20 protein-coding genes are annotated in these 23,537 nt (G+C 65.6%); 13 read left to right on the forward strand and 7 right to left on the reverse strand.

The annotated features are described in order from the left end of the window. Window position 1 precedes the first annotated feature (1 nt). Window positions 2-1,024 carry an ATP-binding protein gene (locus JKP78_RS00920; RefSeq protein WP_186685717.1) on the forward strand — a complete coding sequence of 341 codons (1,023 nt, stop codon included), beginning with the start codon at window positions 2-4 and terminating at the stop codon, window positions 1,022-1,024. A gap of 101 nt (window positions 1,025-1,125) precedes the next feature. Continuing rightward, the gene (locus tag JKP78_RS00925) at window positions 1,126-1,692 is read left to right on the forward strand and encodes a vWA domain-containing protein (protein WP_186685719.1); all 567 of its coding nucleotides are present in this window, start codon (window positions 1,126-1,128) and stop codon (window positions 1,690-1,692) included. 108 nt (window positions 1,693-1,800) lie between these two features. On the opposite strand, the gene JKP78_RS00930 is transcribed toward JKP78_RS00925, so the two are convergent. Continuing rightward, window positions 1,801-2,067 carry a hypothetical protein gene (locus tag JKP78_RS00930; RefSeq protein ID WP_186676691.1) on the reverse strand — a complete coding sequence of 89 codons (267 nt, stop codon included), beginning with the start codon at window positions 2,065-2,067 and terminating at the stop codon, window positions 1,801-1,803. 342 nt (window positions 2,068-2,409) lie between these two features. Between JKP78_RS00930 and JKP78_RS00935 the strand changes: the two genes are divergently transcribed. Beyond that, on the forward strand, window positions 2,410-3,735 hold the full coding sequence (locus JKP78_RS00935) for a sigma-54 dependent transcriptional regulator (protein ID WP_200625854.1): 1,326 nt from the start codon (window positions 2,410-2,412) through the stop codon (window positions 3,733-3,735). Between the two features lie 52 nt (window positions 3,736-3,787). On the opposite strand, the gene JKP78_RS00940 is transcribed toward JKP78_RS00935, so the two are convergent. Both JKP78_RS00940 and JKP78_RS00945 read right to left on the reverse strand, forming a co-directional pair. Beyond that, entirely contained in the window at window positions 3,788-5,788 is a 2,001-nt protein-coding gene (locus JKP78_RS00940) for a peptidase U32 family protein (protein ID WP_186685723.1), read from the reverse strand. 249 nt (window positions 5,789-6,037) lie between these two features. Continuing rightward, window positions 6,038-6,418, reverse strand: coding sequence for a RidA family protein (locus JKP78_RS00945; RefSeq protein ID WP_186676698.1), 381 nt, complete (start codon window positions 6,416-6,418; stop codon window positions 6,038-6,040). A gap of 137 nt (window positions 6,419-6,555) precedes the next feature. On the opposite strand from JKP78_RS00945, the gene JKP78_RS00950 reads away from it, so the two are divergent. Beyond that, a complete protein-coding gene (locus JKP78_RS00950) occupies window positions 6,556-7,248 on the forward strand; it encodes a tRNA (adenine(22)-N(1))-methyltransferase (protein WP_200625855.1) in 693 nt (230 codons plus the stop codon). Window position 7,249: 1 nt separating this feature from the next. On the opposite strand, the gene JKP78_RS00955 is transcribed toward JKP78_RS00950, so the two are convergent. Further along, window positions 7,250-7,510 (reverse strand): DUF2790 domain-containing protein, encoded by a 261-nt coding sequence (locus tag JKP78_RS00955; protein ID WP_186676700.1) that lies wholly within the window; start codon window positions 7,508-7,510, stop codon window positions 7,250-7,252. Window positions 7,511-7,629: 119 nt separating this feature from the next. Here JKP78_RS00955 and JKP78_RS00960 point away from each other — a divergent pair, with 119 nt between their 5' ends. Beyond that, window positions 7,630-8,562, forward strand: coding sequence for a LysR family transcriptional regulator (locus tag JKP78_RS00960; RefSeq protein ID WP_170030162.1), 933 nt, complete (start codon window positions 7,630-7,632; stop codon window positions 8,560-8,562). Window positions 8,563-8,720: 158 nt separating this feature from the next. Here JKP78_RS00960 and JKP78_RS00965 read toward each other — a convergent pair whose 3' ends face one another. Both JKP78_RS00965 and JKP78_RS00970 read right to left on the reverse strand, forming a co-directional pair. Next, window positions 8,721-9,872 carry an acyl-CoA dehydrogenase family protein gene (locus tag JKP78_RS00965; RefSeq protein WP_186685728.1) on the reverse strand — a complete coding sequence of 384 codons (1,152 nt, stop codon included), beginning with the start codon at window positions 9,870-9,872 and terminating at the stop codon, window positions 8,721-8,723. Window positions 9,873-9,888: 16 nt separating this feature from the next. Continuing rightward, window positions 9,889-10,959, reverse strand: a complete 1,071-nt coding sequence (locus JKP78_RS00970) for an enoyl-CoA hydratase/isomerase family protein (protein WP_200625856.1) — start codon at window positions 10,957-10,959, stop codon at window positions 9,889-9,891. Between the two features lie 360 nt (window positions 10,960-11,319). Between JKP78_RS00970 and JKP78_RS00975 the strand changes: the two genes are divergently transcribed. The 4 genes from JKP78_RS00975 to qhpG are packed head-to-tail and all read left to right on the forward strand — an operon-like array spanning window position 11,320 to window position 16,917. Next, window positions 11,320-13,230, forward strand: coding sequence for a sigma-54-dependent Fis family transcriptional regulator (locus tag JKP78_RS00975; RefSeq protein WP_186685732.1), 1,911 nt, complete (start codon window positions 11,320-11,322; stop codon window positions 13,228-13,230). A 1-nt stretch (window position 13,231) separates the two neighbouring features. Next, window positions 13,232-14,965, forward strand: a complete 1,734-nt coding sequence (locus tag JKP78_RS00980) for an ABC transporter ATP-binding protein (protein ID WP_200625857.1) — start codon at window positions 13,232-13,234, stop codon at window positions 14,963-14,965. Beyond that, window positions 14,955-15,632, forward strand: coding sequence for a subtilisin-like serine protease QhpE (qhpE, locus tag JKP78_RS00985; RefSeq protein ID WP_200625858.1), 678 nt, complete (start codon window positions 14,955-14,957; stop codon window positions 15,630-15,632). Before JKP78_RS00980 ends, qhpE begins: the two co-directional genes overlap by 11 nt. Next, window positions 15,625-16,917: a flavin-dependent monooxygenase QhpG gene (qhpG, locus tag JKP78_RS00990; protein ID WP_200625859.1), complete on the forward strand. Its 1,293-nt coding sequence runs from the start codon at window positions 15,625-15,627 to the stop codon at window positions 16,915-16,917. Before qhpE ends, qhpG begins: the two co-directional genes overlap by 8 nt. Window positions 16,918-17,043: 126 nt before the next feature. On the opposite strand, the gene JKP78_RS00995 is transcribed toward qhpG, so the two are convergent. Then, the gene (locus JKP78_RS00995; RefSeq protein ID WP_200625860.1) at window positions 17,044-18,537 is read right to left on the reverse strand and encodes an aldehyde dehydrogenase family protein; all 1,494 of its coding nucleotides are present in this window, start codon (window positions 18,535-18,537) and stop codon (window positions 17,044-17,046) included. Between the two features lie 425 nt (window positions 18,538-18,962). Between JKP78_RS00995 and peaA the strand changes: the two genes are divergently transcribed. From peaA to peaD, 4 genes are read left to right on the forward strand one after another with little or no spacing between them, the layout of a single operon-like run. Next, window positions 18,963-20,528, forward strand: a complete 1,566-nt coding sequence (gene peaA, locus JKP78_RS01000; protein WP_200625861.1) for a quinohemoprotein amine dehydrogenase subunit alpha — start codon at window positions 18,963-18,965, stop codon at window positions 20,526-20,528. A gap of 49 nt (window positions 20,529-20,577) precedes the next feature. Next, a complete protein-coding gene (gene peaB / locus JKP78_RS01005; RefSeq protein ID WP_200625862.1) occupies window positions 20,578-22,008 on the forward strand; it encodes a quinohemoprotein amine dehydrogenase maturation protein in 1,431 nt (476 codons plus the stop codon). Window position 22,009: 1 nt separating this feature from the next. Continuing rightward, on the forward strand, window positions 22,010-22,333 hold the full coding sequence (gene qhpC / locus JKP78_RS01010; RefSeq protein ID WP_186676745.1) for a quinohemoprotein amine dehydrogenase subunit gamma: 324 nt from the start codon (window positions 22,010-22,012) through the stop codon (window positions 22,331-22,333). Between the two features lie 32 nt (window positions 22,334-22,365). Continuing rightward, window positions 22,366-23,487, forward strand: coding sequence for a quinohemoprotein amine dehydrogenase subunit beta (peaD, locus tag JKP78_RS01015; RefSeq protein ID WP_186676755.1), 1,122 nt, complete (start codon window positions 22,366-22,368; stop codon window positions 23,485-23,487). The last annotated feature ends 50 nt before the right edge of the window (window positions 23,488-23,537 follow it).

Genomic DNA, 23,537 nt, shown 5'->3' on the forward strand with positions numbered 1-23,537 from the left:
AATGAGTGAACCCGTGCAATTTCCGCTGGCCGCCGTGGTCGCTGCCGACGACCTCAAGCTGGCGCTGTGCCTGACGGCTATCGACCCGAAGATCGGCGGTGTGCTGATCGAGGGGCCGCGTGGCATGGCCAAGAGCACCCTGGCCCGTGGCCTCGCCGACCTGCTGGGGGAGGGGCCGTTCGTCACCCTGCCGCTGGGGGCCAGCGAGGAACGCCTGGTCGGCACTCTCGACCTGGATGCTGCGCTCGGGCAGGGCAAGGCGCAGTTTTCCCCGGGCGTGCTGGCCCAGGCCGATGGCGGCGTGCTGTACGTCGACGAGGTCAACCTGCTGCCCGACACCCTGGTCGACCTGTTGCTCGACGTGGCGGCCAGCGGTACCAACCGGGTCGAGCGTGACGGCATTTCGCACCGGCACAGTGCCCGCTTCGTATTGATCGGCACCATGAACCCGGAGGAAGGCGAACTGCGCCCGCAGCTGCTCGACCGCTTCGGCCTGAACGTGGCCCTGGAAGGCTTGCCCGAGCCGGCAGCGCGTCAACAGATCATTCGTCGCCGCCTGGCGTTCGACAGCGACCCGCAGGCTTTCTGTGCGCAATGGGCCCCGGCCCAGGCGCAATTGCGCGAACGCTGCCAGGCCGCCCGCCACGCCCTGGCCGATATCGCCCTGGACGACCAGGCGCTGGCCTGGATCACCGAGCGCTGCTATGCCGCCGGGGTCGATGGCCTGCGTGCCGACCTGGTCTGGTTGCGGGCTGCGCGCGCGCACTGCGCCTGGCGCGGTGCTGCAGCCATCGAAGAGGCCGATGTCGAGGCGGTGGCCGAGTTCGCCCTGCGCCATCGTCGCCGGGTTACTCCCCAGGCCAACCCGCCTTCGACGCCGTCGCAAGCTGGGCAGCAGCCTGTGCCGCAGGGTGCCGGTAACCCGGGTGAACAGGCCGGGCAGGGCGACTGGGGGGCATTGCCGGCGCAGCCGGTCGCCAGCGGCGCCCGCCGTGAGGTGCCGAACTGGGCAAAAAAGCCCTGAGCATCCCCCAGCCAACTGCCAAGGGGCCGGATGCCAAAGCAGGCGCAGGCAAGCAGCACGGTACCCGCACGGGCCGTGCGCGGCATGCCGCCAGCGGTCGGGTGGCCTGGCTGCCGACCTTGCTCAAGGGCCGGCCACGGCTGCGCCAGGACCTGTGCTGGCAGCTGCGCCAGGCCAGGCCAGCCGAGTTGTGGCTGGTTATCGTCGATGCCTCGGCCTCGACCCGGCGCCACCAGGCGCTGGCGCAGACCAAGGGGCTGCTGGCGACACTGTTCGACCAGGCGTACCGCCAGCGCGCCAGGCTGGCCCTGCTGACTGCCAGCGGGCGCACGCCGCAGTGGCAACGTCACGGCCTGAAGGCTTCGGCCGCCTTGCAGCCGTGGCTGCACGCCTTGGGTGCCGGTGGCGGAACGCCGTTGCTTGCCGCACTGGAACAGGCCCGGCATTGGCTCCAGGCGCGGCAACGCGCCCACCCGCAGGAAGCGTTGCGTTGCCTGGTGTTTACCGATGGCCGCCTGCAGCATTGCAATGGTGTACAGCCGATGCCGTGCACCACGCTGCTGGTGGATATGGAAATGGCGCCGGTGCGCCTGGGGCGCGCGCAGCGTCTGGCGGAACAACTGCAAGCGGATTATCAGCACTTGCAACAGTTCAAGATCCGGGAGTGAAAAGTACCGGCGCGACACAATGTCGCAACAAGCAGCGTTGCCAGAACAGCAACTGAGGAAGTTATACAAGTGCGTGGCAAGCACGCACTTGGTTTTTGCCGGGTTATATTATTTCGGCATCGACCACGGTTGCAGGTCGTAACCTTTTTCGCAGAGTTCCGCGCGCACTTCTTCAATCAGGCTGGCCCACTGGGCCGGGTCGGAATAGATGCTCGACGACACTTGCTTGCTGCCGATGCGGGTGCTGGTCCGGTCGATCACTGCCAGGCTCAGTTCACCAGTACCGTTGGGGGCATCCCAGGCTACGCACTGGAAGGGTTCGAAGGCGTGGTCGGCAATCAGCAGTGCTTCGTTGACACGGAGCGGGGCATTCATGGTTCGGTCTCTCTATGGTCCCAAACATCCAGATGAAGTCCGCGTTGCTTTAAAGTCGCCTCAGTGGTCGCGAAGTGCAGCGCGGGGTTATGTGTACTGATGCTCAATGTCCGGGGGCAAGTCACACAGGGTTGGTAAAAAATTTTTCAGGGCGGTGTTTCATCCCGGCCCTTGCCGCCATGTGATGTCGATAAAGTGCGAAAATTCCCATGGCAGATTGTAAAAAAATGATTCGGCAGACAGACGGTACTGGGCACCGTCAACTTCGTTGCTACTGTTAATCGGGCGCCACAACTTGCTGTTTTATTTCACAAAACCAAAAACTGGCGCCAAGGATCGGTCATGCAACAGCCAGCCGCCCAACGCCGTCTGCTCATCGTCGACCCTTGCGACGACTGCCACCGCTTGTTGCCAGGCCTGCGCAGCGCAGGCTGGGATGTGGACAGCTGCAGGCTCGGCGCCGCGCTGGATCAACCTTGCGATGTGGGCCTGTTACGCTTGCAGGCTAGCCACCTGAGGCATCCGGATGCGGTCAAGGACCTGATCACGCGCAGCAACACCGAATGGATTGCCGTGCTCAGCGCCGAACAGCTGCGCATGCCGGCGGTCGGCGATTTTGTCTGCGAATGGTTTTTCGACTTCCACACCCTGCCATTCGACGTATCCCGGGTGCAGGTCACCCTGGGCCGTGCCTTCGGCATGGCCCGCCTGCGCGGCAGGGGCGTGCGCAAGGCCGAGGAAACCACCCACGAGCTGCTGGGTGAAAGCCGCCCGATCCGCGAGCTGCGCAAGCTGCTGGGCAAGCTGGCACCCACCGAGTCGCCAGTGCTGATCCGTGGTGAAAGCGGCACCGGCAAGGAGCTGGTCGCGCGCACCCTGCATCGCCAGTCGCAGCGCAGCGAGCAACCGTTCATCGCCATCAACTGCGGGGCGATACCCGAACACCTGATCCAGTCGGAATTGTTCGGCCACGAAAAAGGGGCGTTCACCGGTGCCCACCAGCGCAAGACCGGGCGCATCGAAGCCGCCCACGGCGGCACGCTGTTCCTCGACGAAATTGGCGACCTGCCGCTGGAGCTGCAGGCCAACCTGCTGCGCTTTCTGCAGGAAAAGCATATCGAGCGCGTGGGCGGCAGCCAGCCGATCCCGGTGGATGTGCGGGTGCTGGCGGCTACCCATGTGGACCTGGAAAAGGCCATCGCACAAGGGCGCTTCCGTGAGGACCTTTACTACCGCCTCAACGTCCTGCAGGTTGTCACCGCGCCACTGCGTGACCGGCATGGTGACTTGGCTATGCTGGCCAGCCATTTTGCCCAGTTCTACAGCCTGGAAACCGGGCGTCGCCCGCGGTCGTTCAGCGACCACGCCCTGGCGGCCATGGGCCGGCATGACTGGCCGGGTAACGTGCGCGAGCTGGCCAACCGGGTACGCCGCGGGCTGGTCCTTGCCGAAGGCCGGCAAATCGAAGCGCAGGACCTGGGGCTGGATACGCTCGAGCCGGCACAACCGCCACTGGGCACGCTGGAGGAGTACAAGCACCGGGCCGAGCGCCAGGCGCTATGCGACGTGCTCAACCGGCACAGTGACAACCTGAGCGTGGCGGCCAAGGTGCTGGGTATTTCGCGACCGACATTCTATCGGTTGCTGCACAAGCACCAGATACGCTGAGGGCGGGTTCGCCCGGTCCTTGCAGGATCGTGCGAACCCGCTGGCGCTACGCTCAATGCGGCCCGCGTGGAATGGTCTTGAGCAAGTCTTCCGGGCTGATGTGCCCGACCACCTGGGCCACCGCGCTGCCTGGGGTCGGCAGGTCGATGATGTGGCTCTTCATCTTGCCGATCACATGCATTTCGCACGGCTTGCAGTCGAACTTCAGGGTCAGTACTTCGTCGCCCTGAATCAGCTGCATCGGCGCCACCTTGGTACGCACGCCGGTCACGCCTTTGGCCTGCTTGGGGCACAGGTTGAAGGAGAAACGCAGGCAGTGCTTGGTGATCATCACCGGCACTTCGCCATGCTCTTCATGGGCCTCGTAGGCTGCGTCGATCAGTTGCACCCCGTGGCGGTGGTAGAAGTCACGGGCCTTCTGGTTGTACACGTTGGCCAGGAACGACAAATGCGACTCGGGGTATACCGGCGGTGGCGTGGTCTCGGCCTTGCGCCCACCACGCGGGTGCGCCTGCACACGTGCCGCGGTCAACGCCTCGATGGCTTCGCGGCGCAGGGCCTTGAGCTGCGAGTTGGGGATGAAGAACGCCTGCGGGGCATCCAGTTCGATGCTGTCGGCGTGGTACATCGTAGTACCCAGCTGGCCGAGCAGGTCGTGCAACTGCTCCAGCGCCTGCTGCGGCTTGTTGGCCGGGCCGAACGGGCCGTCCAGCGCCACCTGCGCGTTCACACCTTCTTCGCTGGTGACGGTCAGCGCCAGGCGCTGCTCGCGCAATACCGCGTGCCAGTGCACGCCGACCCGGCGTTCGGCCGAGGTGCGTTGCAGGGCCTGCTGCCAGTTGTGGTCGAGGTTGCGCGACAGCGGGTGGTTGGGCCGCAGCTTGTGCAGGCCTTCGGGCATTTCGTTGGGCTCGACGCGGTAACGGTAGCGCTTCTCGCCGTCTTCCTCGAACGCGCTGCGCAGCTCGGCGATGTTGGCGCGGAAACCCACCACTTCGCGCTTGACCAGCACGTTGAGGCCGTCGCCATTGGTCAGCGGCACTTCGGTGACTACCTGCAGGTCGCGCTTGCCGACCTTCTCCACCACACCTACCGGCAGGCCGGTGAAGGTTGGCGAGTCGAAGGCACCGATGTCGACCTTGCGCTCGGTGACGAAGTAGTCGGTGCTGCCACGGTGGAAGGTCTTGTCCGGGTCGGGCACGAAGAAATGCTCGGTGCGGCCGCTGGAGGCGCGGGCCAGCTCCGGGCGGTCTTCGAGGATGGCGTCGAGTTCCTTGCGGTAGTGGGCAGTGATGTTCTTCACATAGCCCATGTCCTTGTAGCGGCCTTCGATCTTGAACGAGCGTACGCCGGCATCGACCAGGTCGCGCAGGTTGGCGGTCTGGTTGTTGTCCTTCATCGACAGCAGGTGCTTCTCGAAGGCCACCACGCGGCCCTGGTCATCCTTCAGGGTGTAGGGCAGGCGGCAGGCCTGGGAGCAATCGCCACGGTTGGCGCTGCGGCCGGTCTGCGCGTGGGAGATGTTGCACTGGCCGGAGAAGGCCACGCACAACGCGCCGTGGATGAAGAACTCGATGGCGGCGTCGGTCTCGGCGGCAATGGCGCGGATCTGCTGCAGGTTCAGCTCGCGGGCCAGCACCAGCTGGGAGAAGCCGGCCTGGTCGAGGAACTTGGCCCGCTCCAGGGTGCGGATGTCGGTCTGCGTACTGGCGTGCAGCTCGATCGGCGGGATGTCCAGTTCCATCACGCCCAGGTCCTGCACGATCAAGGCATCGACGCCGGCGTCGTACAACTGGTGGATCAGCGTGCGGGCGGGTTCCAGTTCGTTGTCGTGGAGGATGGTGTTGATGGTGGTGAAAACGCGTGCGTGGTAGCGATGGGCGAACTCGACCAGTTCGGCGATATCGCTGACTTCGTTGCAGGCGTTATGGCGCGCGCCGAAGCTCGGGCCGCCGATATAGATGGCGTCAGCGCCGTGCAGGATCGCTTCGCGGGCGATGGCAACGTCACGGGCAGGGCTGAGCAGTTCCAGGTGATTCTTTGGAAGGGACATGTCGTTATAGGTTCGGGCTGTCACGGTTTAGGCGGGCATTGTAGCGGCGAAAGCGGACGGCGACATCATTGCGCTGCCCAGAGGTGCAGGTCGGTAGCGGATACAGTCCTGTGCAGGAGCGGCCTTGCGTCGCGAAAGGGCTGCGCAGCGCCCCCAGGCCATCAGCTGCGCCGCCGATATCGCCGGGGCCGCGTTGCGGCCCATCGCGACGCCAGGCCGCTCCTGCACGGATTTTGCGTTACGGACCGCTCAGCGCTTGGCGGCCATCGCGGTCACTTCCACGCGCATGCCTTCGACCGCCAGCGCGGCCACGCCCACGGCGGCGCGTACTGGCCAGGGCTTGCTGAAGTAGCGCTGGTACACCTCGTTGAATGCCGCGCGGTCGGCCATGTCGGTCAGGTAGATGGTCAGGTGCAGCACGCGGTCCATGCCGCTGCCGGCTTTTTCCAGCGCCACCTTCAGCGCCTGCAGGGTGCACTCGCTTTGCTCGACGATGCCACCCAGCTCCAGGCTGCCATCGGCGTGGGTCGGGATCTGGGTGGTGACCAGCACGCCATTGTATTCGGCGACGTCAGATGAGATCGACTCGGCGTCCGGGTCCGGGGTGTAGATGATGTCTGCATTTGCCATGGTGTATCGTGCCTTGCAACGGAAGGAAAGCGGCAAGCCTACGCGAGCGCGCTGGCCCGGTCGAGGGCGCCCCGGTGTTTGAAATGCCTGGCGTTCGCCGTCACAATCGCGCCCCATTGCAAAGCCAGGGGTTTACCGTGAACGAACATACATTGTCCAGGCGCCTGGAGCGCGTGGCCGCCTATGTGCCACAAGACGCGCGCCTGGCCGACATCGGCTCGGACCACGGCTACCTGCCGGTGGCCCTGATGTTGCGTGGCGTGCTGGCGGCAGCGGTTGCCGGCGAGGTGGCACAGGCACCGTTCGCCTCGGCCCAGCGCAACGTGCGCAGGAACGGCCTGGACGGCCGGGTCAGCGTGCGCCTGGCCGATGGCCTGGCAGCGATCGAGCCGCAGGACCGCATCTCGGTGGTGAGCATCTGTGGCATGGGCGGCGACACCATGTGTGACATTCTCCAAGCCGGCAAGCAGCGCCTGGCTGGCGTCACCCGCCTGGTGCTCCAGCCCAATGGCGGTGAGCGCGAGCTGCGCCAATGGCTGATGGACAATGGCTTGCGCATCGTCCACGAGGAACTGCTGCGGGAGAACCGCTTCGACTACGAGATCATCGTCGCCGAGCCAGGTGCGGCGGCGTACACCGCTGAACAGCTGTATTTCGGCCCGCTGCTGTTGCAGGAGAAAAGCGAGGCGTTCCTGGTCAAGTGGCGGCGCATGCTGCGGCAGAAGCAGCAGACCCTGGCCAACTTCGAGCGGGCTCGCGATGCGGTGCCTCAAGCGAAGCTCGACCACTTCAGGCAACAGCTGGGCTGGATCAACACAGTCCTGGCCTGAGTCATTGCTGCGAGCAGTTGCCCATCTCCCGGTAGTCGATTTCACGCTGCTGGCCCTGGTGGTCGACATACACCATGTGCGCGGTGCCGACCTGGCAGTCGGCGGCGTTGCTGGCCGGGGTGATGGAAATGACCTTGGCCACGTCCAGCGGCATGCCGTATTCGTAGTGGGTACTGGCGGGCTGGCTGCTGGCGGTGTCGGCGAGAGCGCCGAACGAGGCGAGGCTGGCGGCTATGGCAAGGACAGTGATCGAGCGTTTCATGGCAGGCTCCTTTCAGTGGATGACTCATGATCCATTCATTGGTCATCCACAATAAATGGGCTGATCCGTGATAGATTCCTGCCTATAGCGCAAGAATAATGTGATCAAGGAGCCCATTCATGGACATGCTGCATGCCATGCGTACCTTCGCCCGGGTCGTGGAATGCGGCAGCTTCGCTGCGGCTGCCAACGCCCTGGACATTTCCGCGGCGCAGGTATCGCGCATTGTTGCCGAGCTGGAAAACCAGCTGCAGACCCGCCTGCTGCACCGTACGACGCGGCGTTTACGCATGAGCGAGGCCGGCGAGCGATTTCTTGAGCGCTCGCGGCAGATCCTGTTGCTGACCGAAGAAGCGGTGGGCGAAGCCCGTGGTGCGCACCTGACCCCGCGTGGCCACCTGCGTCTGCATTGCCCGCACGGCCTGGGGCTGTTGCTGATGCCGCTGGTGGCCGGCTACAACGCGCTGTGCCCGGAGGTGGTGATCGAGCTGACCCTGTCGCAGCGCAACCCCGACCCACTGGCCGAAGGGCATGACGTGGTGATTACCGTAGACGGGGCCCTGCCGGACTCGCAGTTGATCGCCGTGCCGCTGGGCAACATCTTCAGCATTCCGTGTGCGGCGCCCAGCTATCTGCAGGCCCACGGCGTACCCGAGCGCCCGGAAGACCTGCACCAGCACCGCTGCCTGCGCATGGCCTACCCGATGTACGAAGGGGACTGGGTATTCCCGCAAGGGGTGGACCAGTGCGTGATCGCGCCGAGCGACAGTTTCTCCACCAACGTTGCCGACGCCATGCTGGTGGCCAGCGAGTTGGGCATGGGCATTGGCCTGCTGCCGTTCTATACCGCCAGCCAGGCGATCGAACAGGGGCGCTTGTGCCGCTTGCTGGCCCCGTACCGGCTGCGGGAGAACGCGCTGTACGCGGTATACCCGTCACGCCATTACCTGGATGCCAAGGTACGGACCTGGATCGACTACCTCAAGGAGCAGTTGCCGGCGTTGTTCGAGGGCCATGCCAGCGTGGTGGATGATGCGCGCTATTGGCGATAGCCGAGTGGGGGGCGGTTAACGCTGGCCTGTGTAGGAGCGGCCTTGTGTCGCGACAGGGCCGCATGGCGGCCCCAGCAATGTGTGCATCAAAGCTGACATCCTGGGGCGGCGTTGCGGCCCTGTCGCGACACGAGGCCGCTCAGGGTGCGTGCAAGGCTTTAAATCGGGTAGTGCTTCAACTCGCGGGCAATCAGCATCCGCTGGATCTCGCTCGAGCCTTCATAGATCTGCGTGATCCGCGCATCGCGGTAGTAGCGCTCCACCGGGTAGTCCTCCAGGTAGCCATACCCTCCATGCACCTGGATCGCCATCGAGCACACCCGCTCGGCCATTTCCGAAGCGAACAGCTTGGCCTGTGACGCTTCCGACAGGCACGGCTTGCCGGCGCTGCGCAGGCGCGCGGCATGCAGGATGAGCAGGCGCGCGGCATTCACCTGTACCTGCATGTCGGCCAGCAGGTTGGCGATGCTCTGGTGCTCGTTGATCGGCTTGCCGAACTGCACGCGGTCACGTGAGTACAGCAGCGCGGCTTCGAAGGCGGCGCGGGCAATGCCCAAGGCTTGCGCGGCAATGCCGATGCGGCCGCCTTCGAGGTTGGACAGGGCGATGGCCAGGCCCTTGCCACGTTCACCGAGGATATTGGCAGCGGGGATGCGGCAGTTGTCGAAGGTCACGGCGCAGGTATCGGAGGCGCGGATGCCCATCTTGTGCTCGCTGCGGTCGACCTTGAAGCCCGGTTTGTCGGTGGGCACCAGGAATGCCGACAGGCCCTTCTTGCCCAGCTCAGGGTCGGTCACCGCGAAGACGATCGCCAAGCCGGCGCGGCGGGCGTTGCTCACGAACTGCTTGGCACCGTTGATTACCCACTGGCCGTCCACCAGCTCGGCGCGAGTGCGCAGGTTGTGCGCTTCGGAGCCGGCCTGCGGTTCGGTCAGGCAGAAGCAGCCGATCACTTCGCCACTGGCCAGGCGCGGCAACCACTGCTGTTGCTGCTCGGCAGTGCCGTAGGCCAGCAGCGGGCCACAGCCCACCGAATTGTGGATGCTCATCATCGCCCCGGTGGCGCCACAGCCGGCGGCGATCTCTTCGACGGCCAGGGCGTAGGCGACATAGTCGGTGTAGCTGCCGCCGAATTGTTCCGGCACGACCATGCCCAGCAGGCCCAGTTCGCCCATCTTGCGCACCACGCCATCGTCGATCCAGCCGGCCTTTTCCCAGGCCTGGGCATGCGGGGCGATCTCGCCGCGGGAGAAGTCCCGGGCCATGTCGCGGATCATGATCTGTTCTTCGCTCAGTTCCAGGTCTTGCATCTGTGTACTCCCCGGCTCACAGGCCTTCGAAGAATTGTTCGACGCGCTGGCGCTGCAACGCGGTCAGGGTCGGTGGGTTCCAGCGTGGCTGCTTGTCCTTGTCGATGATCAGCGCACGCACACCCTCGATGATGTCGCCGTGCTGGAACCACTGGCGGTCCAGGTGCAGCTCCATGGCAAAGCAGTCCTCCAGGCCCAGGTGGCGGCCGCGGCGCAGCATCTCCAGGGTAACCGCCATGGCCAGCGGCGAGCGGCTTTCCAGCTGCTCGGCGGTGGCCACGGCCCAGGCGTGGCTGTCGCCAATGCTGACTGCGCGCAGTTGCTCGACGATCGCCGGCACATCGGGCAGGGCGAAGAAGTGGTCGATGACCGGGCGCAGCTTTTCCAGCGGGGCATCGTCGAGCACCTGGGTGCCGAGCCTGGCCAGCAGGTTCTGCAAGTCCTTGAGCGGGTGGTCGCCAAAGCGCAACTGGTCGAGGCCGTGGTCGAGGGCGGCGAGCTTGTCGCTGGCCAGGTACCAGTCGGCCAGGCCGCAGTACAGCGCATCGGCTGCCTGGATCTGCGCGCCGCTGACGCCCAGATAGGTGCCCAGCTCGCCAGGGATGCGCGACAGGAAGTAGCTGCCGCCGACATCCGGGAAGTAACCGATGCCCACTTCGGGCATGCCCAGGCGGCTGCGCTCGGTGACCACGCGCAGGTCGCAGCCCTGGGCCAGGCCCATGCCGCCGCCCAAGGTGAAGCCGTCCATCAGCACCAGCACCGGCTTGCGGTAATGGTGGATGACCAGGTCGAGCGCATATTCCTCGACGAAGAACGTCTCGTGCAGCGTTTCGCCCGCTTTGAAGCTGTCATGCAGCGAACGGATGTCGCCACCGGCGCAGAAGCCTTTGGGCCCCTCGCCACGCAGTACCACGGCCTGCACCTGCGGGTCGTTGGCCCACAGGTCGAAGTGCCGGCGCAGGCTGCGCACCATGTCCAGGGTCAGGGCATTGAGGCCGGCAGGGCGGTTCAGGGTCAGGTGGCCGATGTGGTTGCGGACTTCGGCCAGCACAGGGGCGGTGGCTGAGGTAGTAGCGTGCGCAGTCATTGCGTTCTCCCTGCTTTGTTATTGATTTTCCAAGTGAAGTCTGGAATTCGCTGGAGGATCGCAGAATCCTGTCATGCGAATTTGCCGTGCACAATCGACATATCTGCAGGGGGATTCTGCATTTTTGCCTTGGCCGACGCTACCGCCACTCTAGCAAGGTTTCGGCTGGCCCTCGAACTGGGCGCGGCCCTAGGGCCAGGTAGTACCGCATGAACATTGCCAGATGTCAGGCGGCCCGGGTCTTGCCCCAAGCCATGCACCACGCAGCTGCCAGATGACGCCCAGCGTTTTCTCGCGCACACTGCGGAAAATTCCCAAGCCCGTTCCCCGCCACCCTGTGGGGCACAGCCGGAGAAGAAAATGGCGCGACAACTCATAACAAACGCCCACGATCCGTTGCACGAATCCCGCCAGGCCCGTTTGAAGCTGGCCAGCGAAGGCGAGCTGCCGCTGGGCATGCTGCGCGACGAGATAGACGCCTCCTGGCGCCGCAGCCTGGGCCATGGCCTGGACTGCCTGCAGGGCGAGCAGGTTGGTCTGGGCCTGCAGAAAGGCCATGACTTGCGCATGCTGCTGGAGCGCAACCGCCTGCTGGTCGACGCCGTCACTCCGGAACTGGACTATCTGGTCGCGCGCCAGGGCAAGGCCGGTATCGTCATCCTCGGCGATGCCCAGGCCAATGTGCTGACCATCGAAGGGCAGAAGCACGTGCTGCAGCGCGAAGGCCTGCGCGACCTGCACCCGGGCAGTTGCTGGAGCGAGTCGCTGCGCGGCACCAATGCCATCGGCACGGCGGTGGTGGAAGGCCGGCCAACGCTGATCAACTGCGGCGAACATTACCTGGACCGCCTCAGCCCGTTCTCCTGCACCTCCGTGCCGCTGCGCGACCCGCAAGGCGAAGTGATCGGTGTGCTCGACATCACCCGCGAAGGCGTGATGGCGCAGCCCCAGGACAGCTTGTCGACGCTGATGCTGGCAGCCGGCAACATCGAAAGCCGGCTGTTCGGCTTGTGCCACCCGGAGCAGTGGGTGCTGGCTTTCCACAGCCGCCCGCAGTACCTCAACAGCGCCTGGCATGGGCTGCTGGCACTGAGCCTGGATGGCGAAGTACTGGCCGCCAACGACAGTGCCTGCCAGTTGTTGCAAGTGCTGCGCCATGAATTGATCGGGCGGCGCAGCAGCGACCTGTTGGGCGAACGTGCACCGGCCTTCATCGCCCGCCTGTGGCAGGGCGGGGTGAGCAGTGTGCAAACGGCCAAGGGCGAGTTTCATTTCCGCGCCCTGCAGTTGCCGCGCCATGCCCGGGTCAATGGCAGCACACCGGCCGGCAAGCCGGCGCCGAGCAAGCAGTCGCCGGCACTGGATGCCCTGGCCGGTGGTGACCCACGCCTGGCACGCAACCTGCGCATGGCCGGCCAGGGCTTGGGCAGTGGCCTGCCGGTGCTGCTGCTGGGTGAGACCGGCACCGGCAAGGAAGTGGTCGCCCGGGCCTTGCACCAGGCCAGCGCGCGGGCCGACAAGCCGTTCGTGGCGGTCAACTGCGCGGCCATTCCCGAAGGGCTGATCGAGTCCGAGCTGTTTGGCTACCGCGAGGGCGCGTTTACCGGTTCGCGCCGGGGTGGCATGGTCGGGCGGCTGATGCAGGCTCATGGCGGCACGCTGTTCCTCGACGAGATCGGCGACATGCCGCTGGCCCTGCAGGCGCGCCTGCTGCGCGTGTTGCAGGAGCGGCGGGTGGCGCCGCTGGGGGCGGGTGACGAGCAGGACATTGACGTGGCGCTGATCTGCGCCACTCACCGCGACCTCAAGCGCCTGGTACAGGAGCAGCGTTTCCGCGAGGACCTGTACTACCGGGTCAACGGCGTGTCGCTGCGCCTGCCGGCGCTGCGCGAGCGCGATGACCTGGCCGCGATCATCCAGGGATTGCTGGACAAGTCCGAGGCGCGCGGGGTCACGCTCGACCCGGCGCTGAGCGCGTTGCTCGCAGGGTTCGACTGGCCGGGCAACATCCGCCAGCTGGAAATGGTCGTGCGCACGGCACTGGCCATGCGCGAGGACGGCGAGCAAGTGCTGACCCTGGACCACCTCACCGATTGCCTGCTGGACGAACTGGCCAGCGCCACGCCAGCCTCCGGCAGCCTCAAGGACAACGAACTGGAAATGATCCGCGGCGCCCTGGCGCGCCACCAGGGCAACGTGTCCGCCGCCGCCGAGGCGCTTGGTATCAGCCGGGCCACGTTGTACCGCAAGCTCAAACAGCTGCGGGGCTGACATGGGCAGCCTGTTCGCCCGGCTGGTAGAGTCCAGCAACCCGGTCCTCATGCGCCAGGCGTTGGCCTGGTTGTACAGTTTCGTGCGCCCGCATCGGCGCGCCATCGGCTTGTTGCTGGGCTTGTCGCTGGGCGCCTCGCTGCTGGCCCTGGCGCAACCCTGGCTGGTCAAGACACTGATCGACGAGGGCTTGCTGGCCAAGGACTACCAGACGCTGTGGCACATGGCGGCGATCATGATCGCTGCCGGCCTGCTGGGCACTGTGCTGGCCGGGGTCAACCGCTACCTGCACACGCGTTTGTCGGGGCGCATCCTGTTTGCCCTGCGCGATGACCTTTATCGGCACCTGCAGCAATTGTCGCCGACGTTCTATGGTCGGCGACGTATCGGCGACCTGCTGTCGCGGCTGGATGGTGACGTGGCGGAGATCCAGCGCTTTGCCGTGGATTCACTGTTCTCGGCGGTGTCCGCGGTGATTGGCCTGGCGGGCGCGTTGGCGTTGATGCTGATGCTGTCGTGGCAGTTGTCGCTGCTGCTGGCGCTGCTGGTGCCGATCGAAGTGCTGTGGCTGCGCTGGATGCGGCGCAAGGTCGAGCATGAAGTGCGCAACCTGCGCGAACGTTCGGCAGATGTGTCGGCGTTCCTGGTGGAAACGTTGCCGGCGATGAAGTTCATCCAGGCGGCCGGCCAGCAAGAGCGCGAGGCCGGGCGCCTGGACCAGCTGGGCCAGGGCTACATGCGTCAGTTGCTCAAGGTACAGGTTACCGAGTTCTTCACCCAGGCCATCCCCGGTACGCTGACCTCCTGGTGTCGCGCCTGCGCGTTCCTGGTCGGCGGCTGGTGGGTGATCCAGGGCACCTGGCAGCTAGGTGCGCTGATCGCTTTTTCCACCTACATGGGCATGGCGGTCGGCCCGGTGCAAAGCCTGCTGGGCCTGTACGTGGCGGTGCAGCGCATGGCCGTGAGCCTGGGGCGGGTAATGGAACTCAAGCAGCAGGCCGTAACCGTGCGCTCGCCGGCCAACCCTCAGCCGATACCCGCTGGCCCGGGCGAACTGCGCCTGGAGGCGCTGAGCTTCGCCCATGAAGGGCGCCAGGGCATGGTGCTGAACAACGTGCATCTGTGCGTACCCGGTGGCCTGAAAGTGGCCATCAGCGGTGCTTCGGGGGGCGGCAAGTCGACCCTGATCGACCTGTTGCAGCGCTTCTACGACCCGGATGCCGGGCGCATTCTGCTCGACGGCACCGACCTGCGCGAGCTGGACCTGGTCGCATTGCGCCGGTGCATCGCGGTGGTCAGTCAGGACATCGTGCTGTTCCGTGGCACCCTGGCGCAGAACCTGGCCTACGGCATGCCCGAAGCCACCCGCGCAGAGCTTGAGCGGGTCGTGCACCTGGCACGGCTGGACAGCCTGGTCGAAAGCTTGCCACAGGGCCTGGACGGCCTGCTCGGTGAGCGTGGCCAGCAATTGTCCGGCGGCCAGAAGCAACGCATCGCCATCGCCCGCGCGGTGCTGCAGGCCCCGGCGATCCTGGTGCTGGACGAGGCCACCTCGGCGGTGGACGAAGCGACCGAGCGTGACGTGATCGCGGCCATCGACCAGTTGTTTGCCGGCCGTACGCGGATCCTGATCAGCCACCGTGCATCGACCCTGGCCGATGCCGACCTGCACCTGCAACTGCACGATGGCCAACTGCAGGTGTTGCCGCGGGAGATGCTCACCCATGGGCACTGATCTGTGCGTGGGCATCATCGACAGCGGCTGCTCGCCGGAACAGGTCCGCGCGCTGCGGGGGGCGCGACGTTTCTGGCTGGAGGATGGCCAGTTGCGCGAAGGTGAGACACTACCCGACCTGCTCGGGCACGGGGGTGCGGTACTGGACGCCTTGCAGCGTGAGGCCGGGTCGGTGCCGGTGCTGGTGGCCCAGGTGTTCACTGACCAGGCCAGTACCAGTGCGTTGCAGGTCGCGGCCGCGCTGCTGTGGCTGGTAGAGGCGGGGGCCAGGTTGGTCAACCTCAGCCTTGGCCTGCAGCAGGATCGGCCCGTGCTGCACCAGGCGTGTGCCGAAGCCGTGGCCGCCGGCGTGCTGCTGTGTGCCTCCAGCCCGGCACAAGGCGGACCGGTGTATCCGGCGAGCTACCCAGGGGTGATTCGAGTCACTGGTGACGCCCGCTGCGCGCCGGGCCAATGGTCGTGGCTTGGCACCCGGCAGGCAGACTTCGGCGGCTATGTGGGGGCGGGTGGCAGGGCCGGCGCGAGCCTGGGGTGCGCGGCCATGAGCGGGCGGATCGCCGCGCTGTTGCGTGAGGCGCCCGGCATGGGCCGCCCGCAGGTGCATGACTGGTTGCGCCAGCATGCGGCGTTCGTCGGCCCCGAGCGACGAGGGGGCGGGCATGGCTGAACCGCGCATTGTGGTGCTGGGCGCAGGCCCGGCGGGCGCGGCCACGGCCATTGGCTTGCGGCGCCTGGGCTACCCGGTCACGGTGGTGTCCGAGTGGCGGCGCTTCGCGGCGGTCGAAGGGGTTTCACAGCGGGTGCTGGAGGGGCTGCGTCACGCGGGCCTTGGCGCTGCCCTGGGCCAGGCGGCGCTGCCGGCCACGCGACGGGTGCAATGGAACGGCCGGCAACTGCAACTGAACCAGGAATTCCTGCTCGACCGGCAACGGTTTGACCGGGCGCTGCGCGACGATCTTCAACAGGCGGGCGTAAGCGTGGTCGAGGGGCGCGTGCGCGACGTCTCGCACGCCGGCGCTCATCAGGTGCGTATGGACGACGGGCAGGTATTGCTGGCCGATTTTTTGGTCGAGGCCCGTGGCCGTCAGGCGCCATTGACGGCTGACCGCCTGCGCGGGCCGGAGACAGTCAGCCTGCTCAATGTCTGGCAGGGCAGCCCAGGTACGCCAGCATCGGCGGTGGAGAGCGTGGCGGATGGCTGGGCGTGGATGGCGCGACTGGAAGATGGCCGCTGCTACTGGCAGGTCACCCTGGACGCCGCCGGTCTGCCGGGCAAGGCCGGGTTGGCAGCGTACTGTGCAGCGCGGCGGGCGCACAGCGCTCTGGTCGCAGAGCTGTTCGACGCCCACGCATTGGCGCCGGCGCAGGTGCATGCGCGCAGTAGTACGGCAATTCTGGCCGGCGAATGCGTCGGGCCGGACTGGATACGGGTGGGCGATGCCGCAATGGCCGTTGACCCGTTGTCGGGCAACGGCATATTCCAGTCGCTGTCTTCGGCGTTGCAGGCGCCGGTGGTGATCAATACGTTGCTGTGCCGGCCCGAGCGGGCTGCATTGGCGCGGCAATTTCACCAGCAGCGGGTCGAACAGCTGTTCTTGCGCTTTGCCAGGATCGGGCGGGATTTCTATGGCCAGGAACAGACTCGGATGGGGCAGCCGTTCTGGGACCGACGCCAGGCATGGCCGGATGGGCAAGCGTTGCATGTGGCGGCAGACTGGCAGGCGCTCAGGGTTGAGCGGCGGCCGGTGTTGCGCGATGGCTGGGTGGACGAGGCCGAGGTGGTGGTGACGGCGGATCAGCCGCTGGGGGTGTGGCATTTGCAGGGGCTGGAGTTGGCGCCAGTCGTGCGGGCGTTGCAGGCTGGCCGGCCACTCGAGGCAGTCTTGACCGGTCGGCCGGTAGGGCAGCAGATGACGTTGCGGCGTTGGCTGGCCGAGCAGGGCTATCGCTGAAAATCCGGGGCCGTGTTGCGGCTCGATCACCGTCAAGCCAGCCCCACCGGGGCAGCACAGGCTGCGAGAGCAGTGGTTTACCTGTGGAGCTGGCTTGCTGGCGCCAGGGCCAGACCAGGGGCGTCGTCAGAGCTTGATCAGCACCGATTTCAGCTCGGTGTAATGCTCGATGGCCGCCGCGCCCATCTCGCGGCCGACACCGGACATCTTGTAGCCGCCAAACGGCAGGGCCGGGTCCAGCGCGCTGTGGCAGTTGACCCACACCGACCCCGACTTGATGCGTGGGATCATCCGGTGCACGGCGGCCAGGTCGTTCGACCAGATGCTCGCGCCCAGCCCATAGGGGTTGTCATTGGCCAGGCCGAGCACTTCGTCGATGTCGTCGAACGGCATCGCCACCAGCACTGGCCCGAAGATTTCTTCCTGAACCAGGCGGTGGCGCTGGCCGACGTCGACGATCACCGTCGGCTTGACGAAGTAGCCTGGCCCGAAGCCTTCGCCGCCACAGGCGATGGTCGCTCCCAGTTCACGGCCAAGCTCGATGTAGCCGGTGACCCGGTCCTGCTGCTTGGCCGAGATCAACGGCCCCATCTGCACCGCCGGGTCCAGTCCGTTGCCGAGTTTCATGCCGTTGGCGATGCCGGCGATGTCGGCCACCACGTTGTCGAAGTGCTTGCGGTGTACATACAGCCGGGAGCCTGCGCAGCACACCTGGCCCTGGTTGAAGAAGATCGCCGTGGCGGCGCCGGCAGCCGCCTCCTGCAGGTTGGCATCGGGCATGACAATGGTCGGCGACTTGCCGCCGAGTTCCAGGGTGACACGGGTCATGTTGTCCATGGCCGCCTTGCCGATCAGCTTGCCAACCTCGGTGGAGCCGGTGAAGGTCAGCTTGTCCACGCCGGGGTGGCGGCTGAGCGCGGCGCCGGCGTTCAGGCCGGTGCCGGTGACCACGTTGAACACGCCGGCCGGGTAGCCGGCTTCGTCCACCAGTTCGGCCAGCTTGAGCACGCTCAGCGGTGTTTCGTCCGCGGGCTTGAGCACGACGGTGCAACCGCTAGCCAGGGCCGGGCCGAGCTTCCAGCAGGCCAGCAGCAACGGGAAGTTCCAGGCGACGATGGCACCGACCACGCCTACCGCTTCGCGGCGGACGAACGCGTGGAACTGGTCGTTGGGCAGCAACGGCAGCGAGGGTTCGACAGTGCTACCCTCGATCTTGGTGGTCCAGCCTGCCATGTAGCGCAGAAAATCGATGGCCAGCTGCACGTCCATCACCTGGGCCACGGCGGCGCTCTTGCCGTTGTTCAGGCATTCCAGTTCGGCCAGCTGGCGGGCGTCGCGCTCCATCAGATCGGCCAGGCGCCACAGCAGGTTCTGCCGTTCGCGTGGGCGCAGGCGGCTCCACGGCGAGTCGTCGAAAGCCTGGCGCGCGGCGCGCACGGCCCGATCGACATCTTCGGCGTCGGCGGCGGGCACTTCACCCAGTACCTCACCAGTGGCGGGGTTGCGGAACGACAGGGTGCGACCGCTGGCGGCATCCTGCCAGTCGGCGCCGATGCGCATCTTCAGCTTGCGTTCGAGAAAGGCGCGGGTGGCGGGCAGGATGGGCAGTTCGGAAAGCATTGGGCTGTGCCTCTTGTCATTGGGTGTGACAGGCAGAGGCGCAATGGCCGTGCCAAGCTGGGCAAGTGCCGATAAAGCATTGAAGGCGTTGGGTTTTGTCTGCGAGCAAGGCTGGGATTGCAAGGTGGCGCTGTTGCACATTGAGACGCTGTGAGACGGTGTTGCAACAGTGGCCTCCCTAACCAGTCCTTGCCGGCGAGTGGCCTGCGTAGCGGTCCTGTCTCAACCTGACACACGCTGTCGCGAAATGGCACGCTGCAGTTGGCCATCGCTGCTGGCATCAAGCGCCCGAAAACCGACTAACAGGTTGAAAGAAAACACTTTTACAACATCTGGCACAGTTCCTGTATCGCAACCGTCACATGCACACCTGCTGTTCCAAAGCGTGCGAAAACGATAAGAACAACAACCGTGGAGGTCTGACCTTGAAGACGACTCGACTCCGGCGGCATGCGGGCAAACTGGCGCTGGTCGCCGCCGCGCTGCTGAGCACCCAGGCCATGGCGGCCGAGCAGGGCCCGAGCCTGTTGCAGAACAAGTGCATGGGGTGCCATATCCCCGAAGGCAACGACACCTACAGCCGTATCAGCCATCAGCGTAAAACACCGGAAGGCTGGCTGATGAGCATCGCCCGCATGCAGGTGATGCACGGCCTGCAGATCAGCGACGACGACCGCCGCACCCTGGTCAAATACCTCGCCGACAAGCAGGGCCTGGCGCCCAGCGAGACCGATGGTGTGCGTTACGCCATGGAGCGCCGGCTGAATACCGTCGAGCAGTTCGATACCCAACTCAGCGAAACCTGTGGCCGTTGCCACTCGGGTGCCCGTGTCGCCTTGCAGCGGCGCCCGGCCAAGGAATGGGAACACCTGGTCAACTTCCACCTCGGCCAATGGCCATCCCTCGAATACCAGGCCCAGGCGCGTGACCGCGACTGGCTGCCGATCGCCCTGCAGCAGGTGGTGCCCGACCTGGCCAAGCGCTACCCGCTGGAAAGCGCGGCGTGGGCCGAATGGCAGAAGGCCAGGCCCAAGGCCGATGCGCTGCCGGGCCAGTGGGCGTTCAGCGGCCACATGCTGGCCAAGGGCGATGTGCGCGGGGTGATGAGCGTCACGCCTGACCAGGGCGACACCTTCAAGGTCGAGGTCAAAGGCGCTTATGCCGACGGCACGCCGTTCAATGGCAGCGGTTCGGCGATCCTCTACAACGGCTATGAGTGGCGTGGCAACGTCAAGGTCGGCGACGCCAACCTGCGCCAGGTGTTCGCCGCGCTGGATGGCGAAATGAAAGGCCGCATGTTCGAGGCCGAGCACGACGAGCGTGGCCTGGACTTCACCGCAGTGAAGGAGGGCAAGGCGCGCCTGCTGGCGGTACAACCGGCATTCATCAAGGCCGGTGGCGAAAGCGAGATCACCCTGGTCGGCAGCGGCCTGGCCGGCAAACCGGAGCTGGGCGCTGGCGTGGAAGTGACCGAAGTGCTGGAGCAGACCCCGACCCTGGTACGGGTGAAGGCCCGCGCCGCAGCCGATGCCAAGCCAGGCCAGCGCGAAGTCGCCTTGGGGGCGCTCAAGGGCGTCAACCTGGCGGTGTACGACAAAGTCGATGAAGTGAAAGTGGTGCCGGCGTTCTCCATCGCCCGTATCGGCGAAAACGGCGCCTCGGTGCCCAAGGTGCAGGGCCGCTTCGAGGCCGAAGCCTGGGGCAAGGACGCCAACGGCCAGCCACTGCGCATCGGCTACTTGCCGGCCAGCTGGAAGGTCGAGCCGTTCAACGAGCGAGCGGTCGAGGACGAAGACGTCAAGTTCGCCGGGCAAATGCAGGCCGATGGCGTGTTCGTGCCCGGCGGCGCCGGCCCCAACCCGGCGCGCAAGATGATGACCAACAACGCCGGCAACCTGAAGGTCATCGCCACCCTGGCCGACGGTGGCCAGACCGGCGAAGGGCACATGATCGTCACCGTACAGCGCTGGAACAACCCGCCGCTGCCGTAACGGCAGGGGGCTTACGGTTTTCCAACGGATCGATTATCGGGAGGTCGCCATGGGCGCACTACTGAACCTGGTCGAACGCAACCTGCATGAAGTGCAGGTCGATGCCGACCGCATGCTGTTCCATATCCCCAGCAGTTCGCTGTTCACCGCCGATGCGGTGACCGCCGGCATCATCGACACCCTGCGCCAGCAAGGCTGCTCGGCCGAAGAGCTGATGCAGCGCCTTGGCCAGCAGTTTGCCGGCGGCGATATCCAGGACACCCTGCGCGAGCTGATCGCGCTGGAGCTGGTCAGCGACGGCTCGCCGCTGACCCCGGAAATCGCCCTCAGGCAGGTCGAGCGCACTGCGCTGAACACTGTAGTGCTCAACGTCAACACCGGCTGCAACCTCAGTTGCACCTACTGCTACAAGGAAGATCTGGACAAGCCGTCCGCAGGCAGGAAGATGAGTACCGCCACCGCCGAGGCTTCGGTGGAGATGCTGCTCAAGGAGTCGCCCGACGAGCAGCGCTACAGCGTGGTGTTCTTCGGTGGCGAGCCGCTGTCCAACCGGCCACTGATCGAGCACATGGTCGCCTACTGCGAGCGGCGCTTCGCCGAGGCGGGCAAGCAGGCGGAGTTCATCATGACCACCAATGCCACCTTGCTCACCGAAGAGATCGTCGACTGGCTCGACGCCCACCGCTTCGGCCTGTCGGTCAGCATCGATGGCCCCAAGACCGTTCACGACCGCAACCGCATCACCGTGGGCGGGCAGGGCACCTATGACGTGGTGCGGCGCAAGGTCGACATGCTGCTGTCGCGCTACCACAGCCGCCCGGTGGGCGCGCGGGTCACGCTGACCCGTGGCATCACCGACGTCGAGACCATCTGGAACCACCTGTTCAACGAACTGGGCTTCGCTGAAGTCGGCTTTGCCCCGGTCACCTCCGGCGACATGGCCAACTTCAACCTCACCGGCGAAGAGCTGGTGCAGGTGTTCGCCAACATGAAGGCGCTGGGCCGGCGTTACCTTGAGGCTGCGCTGGAGCACCGCAACATCGGCTTCTCCAACCTGCACCAGCTGATTACCGACATCCACGAAGGCCACAAGAAGGCCCTGCCGTGCGGCGCCGGGCTGAAGATGCTGGCCGTGGACCACGAAGGTGAGCTGAACCTGTGCCATCGCTTCACCGGTTCCAGCCTGCCGACCTTCGGCAATGTGCACCAGGGGGTGAAGCAGGCGCAGCTCAACGACTTCCTGTCGCAGCGCCTGGACCGCAGCAACACCGGCTGCGACAGCTGTCGCATCCGCAACCTGTGCTCCGGCGGCTGCTACCACGAAAGCTATGCCCGCTATGGCGACCCGCAGCACCCGACCTACCACTATTGCGAACTGATGCGCGACTGGGTCGACTTCGGCATCGAAGTCTACAGCCGCATCATGGCCGCCAACCCGGCCTTCATCGATCGCTACATCACTCCGCGGAAGGCGCACTGACATGAAGCACTTGAAGCCCCTGAACAACAAGGCGCGCATCCTCGAACAGGCCGCCGCCGAAGACCGCGTCGAAGAAGTCATGGCCATGAGTGCGGTGGCGGGCTGCACCGCCACCACCGACCCGGGCTGGGAAGTGGACGCCTTTGGTGGCGTGAGCTCGCTGTGCCAGCCGATGGAGGCCGACCTGTATGGCTGCTCCGACCCTTGCTGGTGGCCGGCCCAGGTGCCGGACATGATGAGCACCTACCAGGACTGGAACGCCCAGGCGAGCAACTCGGCGCAAGACTGGCGCAACCTCGGCACCGTGTTCCCGAAAGACAAGTGACCGGCCCAACAAGAATGACAAGGGGAAACCGCATGAAAGCTGGACGCTGCGCGTCACTCGCGCTCACCATCGCCGCCACGGCCTGTGCCGGGCTGGTACAGGCCGCCGACACCGGGCCGGCGCTGAAGGCTGGCCACGAATACATGATCGTGACCAACTACCCGAACAACTTGCACGTGGTCGATGTGGCCAGCGACACGGTGTACAAGAGCTGCGTGATGCCCGACAAGTTCGGCCCAGGCACCGCGATGATGGCGCCGGACAACCGCACCGCCTACGTGCTCAACAACCACTACGGTGACATCTACGGCATCGACCTGGACACCTGCAGGAACACCTTCCACGCCAACCTGTCCAGTGTGCCGGGAGAGGTGGGGCGGTCGATGTACTCGTTCGCCATCAGCCCGGACGGCAAGGAAGTCTATGCCACGGTCAACCCGACCCAGCGACTGAACGACCACTACGTGGTGAAGCCACCGCGGCTGGAAGTGTTCAGCACCGCCGATGGCCTGGAGGCCAAGCCGGTGCGCACCTTCCCGATGCCGCGCCAGGTGTACCTGATGCGTGCGGCGGACGATGGCAGCCTGTACGTCGCCGGGCCGGACATCTACAAGATGGATGTGAAGACCGGCAAGTACACGGTGGCCTTGCCGCTGCGCAACTGGAACCGCAAAGGCTACAGCGCCCCGGACGTGCTGTACTTCTGGCCGCACCAGAGCCCGCGCCATGAGTTCTCGATGCTGTACACCATTGCCAGGTTCAAGGATGACAAGCAGGACCCGGCCACTGCCGAGCTGCTGTATGGCTACCTGAGCGTCGACCTGAAGACCGGCAGGACCCACACCCAGGAATTCGCCGACCTGACCGAGCTGTACTTCACCGGGCTGCGTTCGCCAAAAGACCCGAACCAGATCTACGGCGTACTCAACCGCCTGGCCAAGTACGACCTCAAGCAGCGCAAGCTGATCAAGGCGGCTAATCTGGAGCACACCTATTACTGCGTCACGTTCGACAAGAAGGGCGACAAACTGTACCTGGGCGGCACCTTCAACGACCTGGCGGTGTTCAACCCGGATACGCTGGAGAAAGTGAAGAACATCAAGTTGCCGGGTGGTGACATGTCGACCACGACGCCGCAGGTGTTCATTCGTTAAACCGGTGTTGCTTTCTTCGCGGGCAAGCCCGCTCCCACAGGTAAGGCGCA

The sequence above is a fragment of the Pseudomonas sp. LAM2023 genome (assembly GCF_016620375.1).
GTDB lineage: Bacteria > Pseudomonadota > Gammaproteobacteria > Pseudomonadales > Pseudomonadaceae > Aquipseudomonas > Aquipseudomonas anuradhapurensis.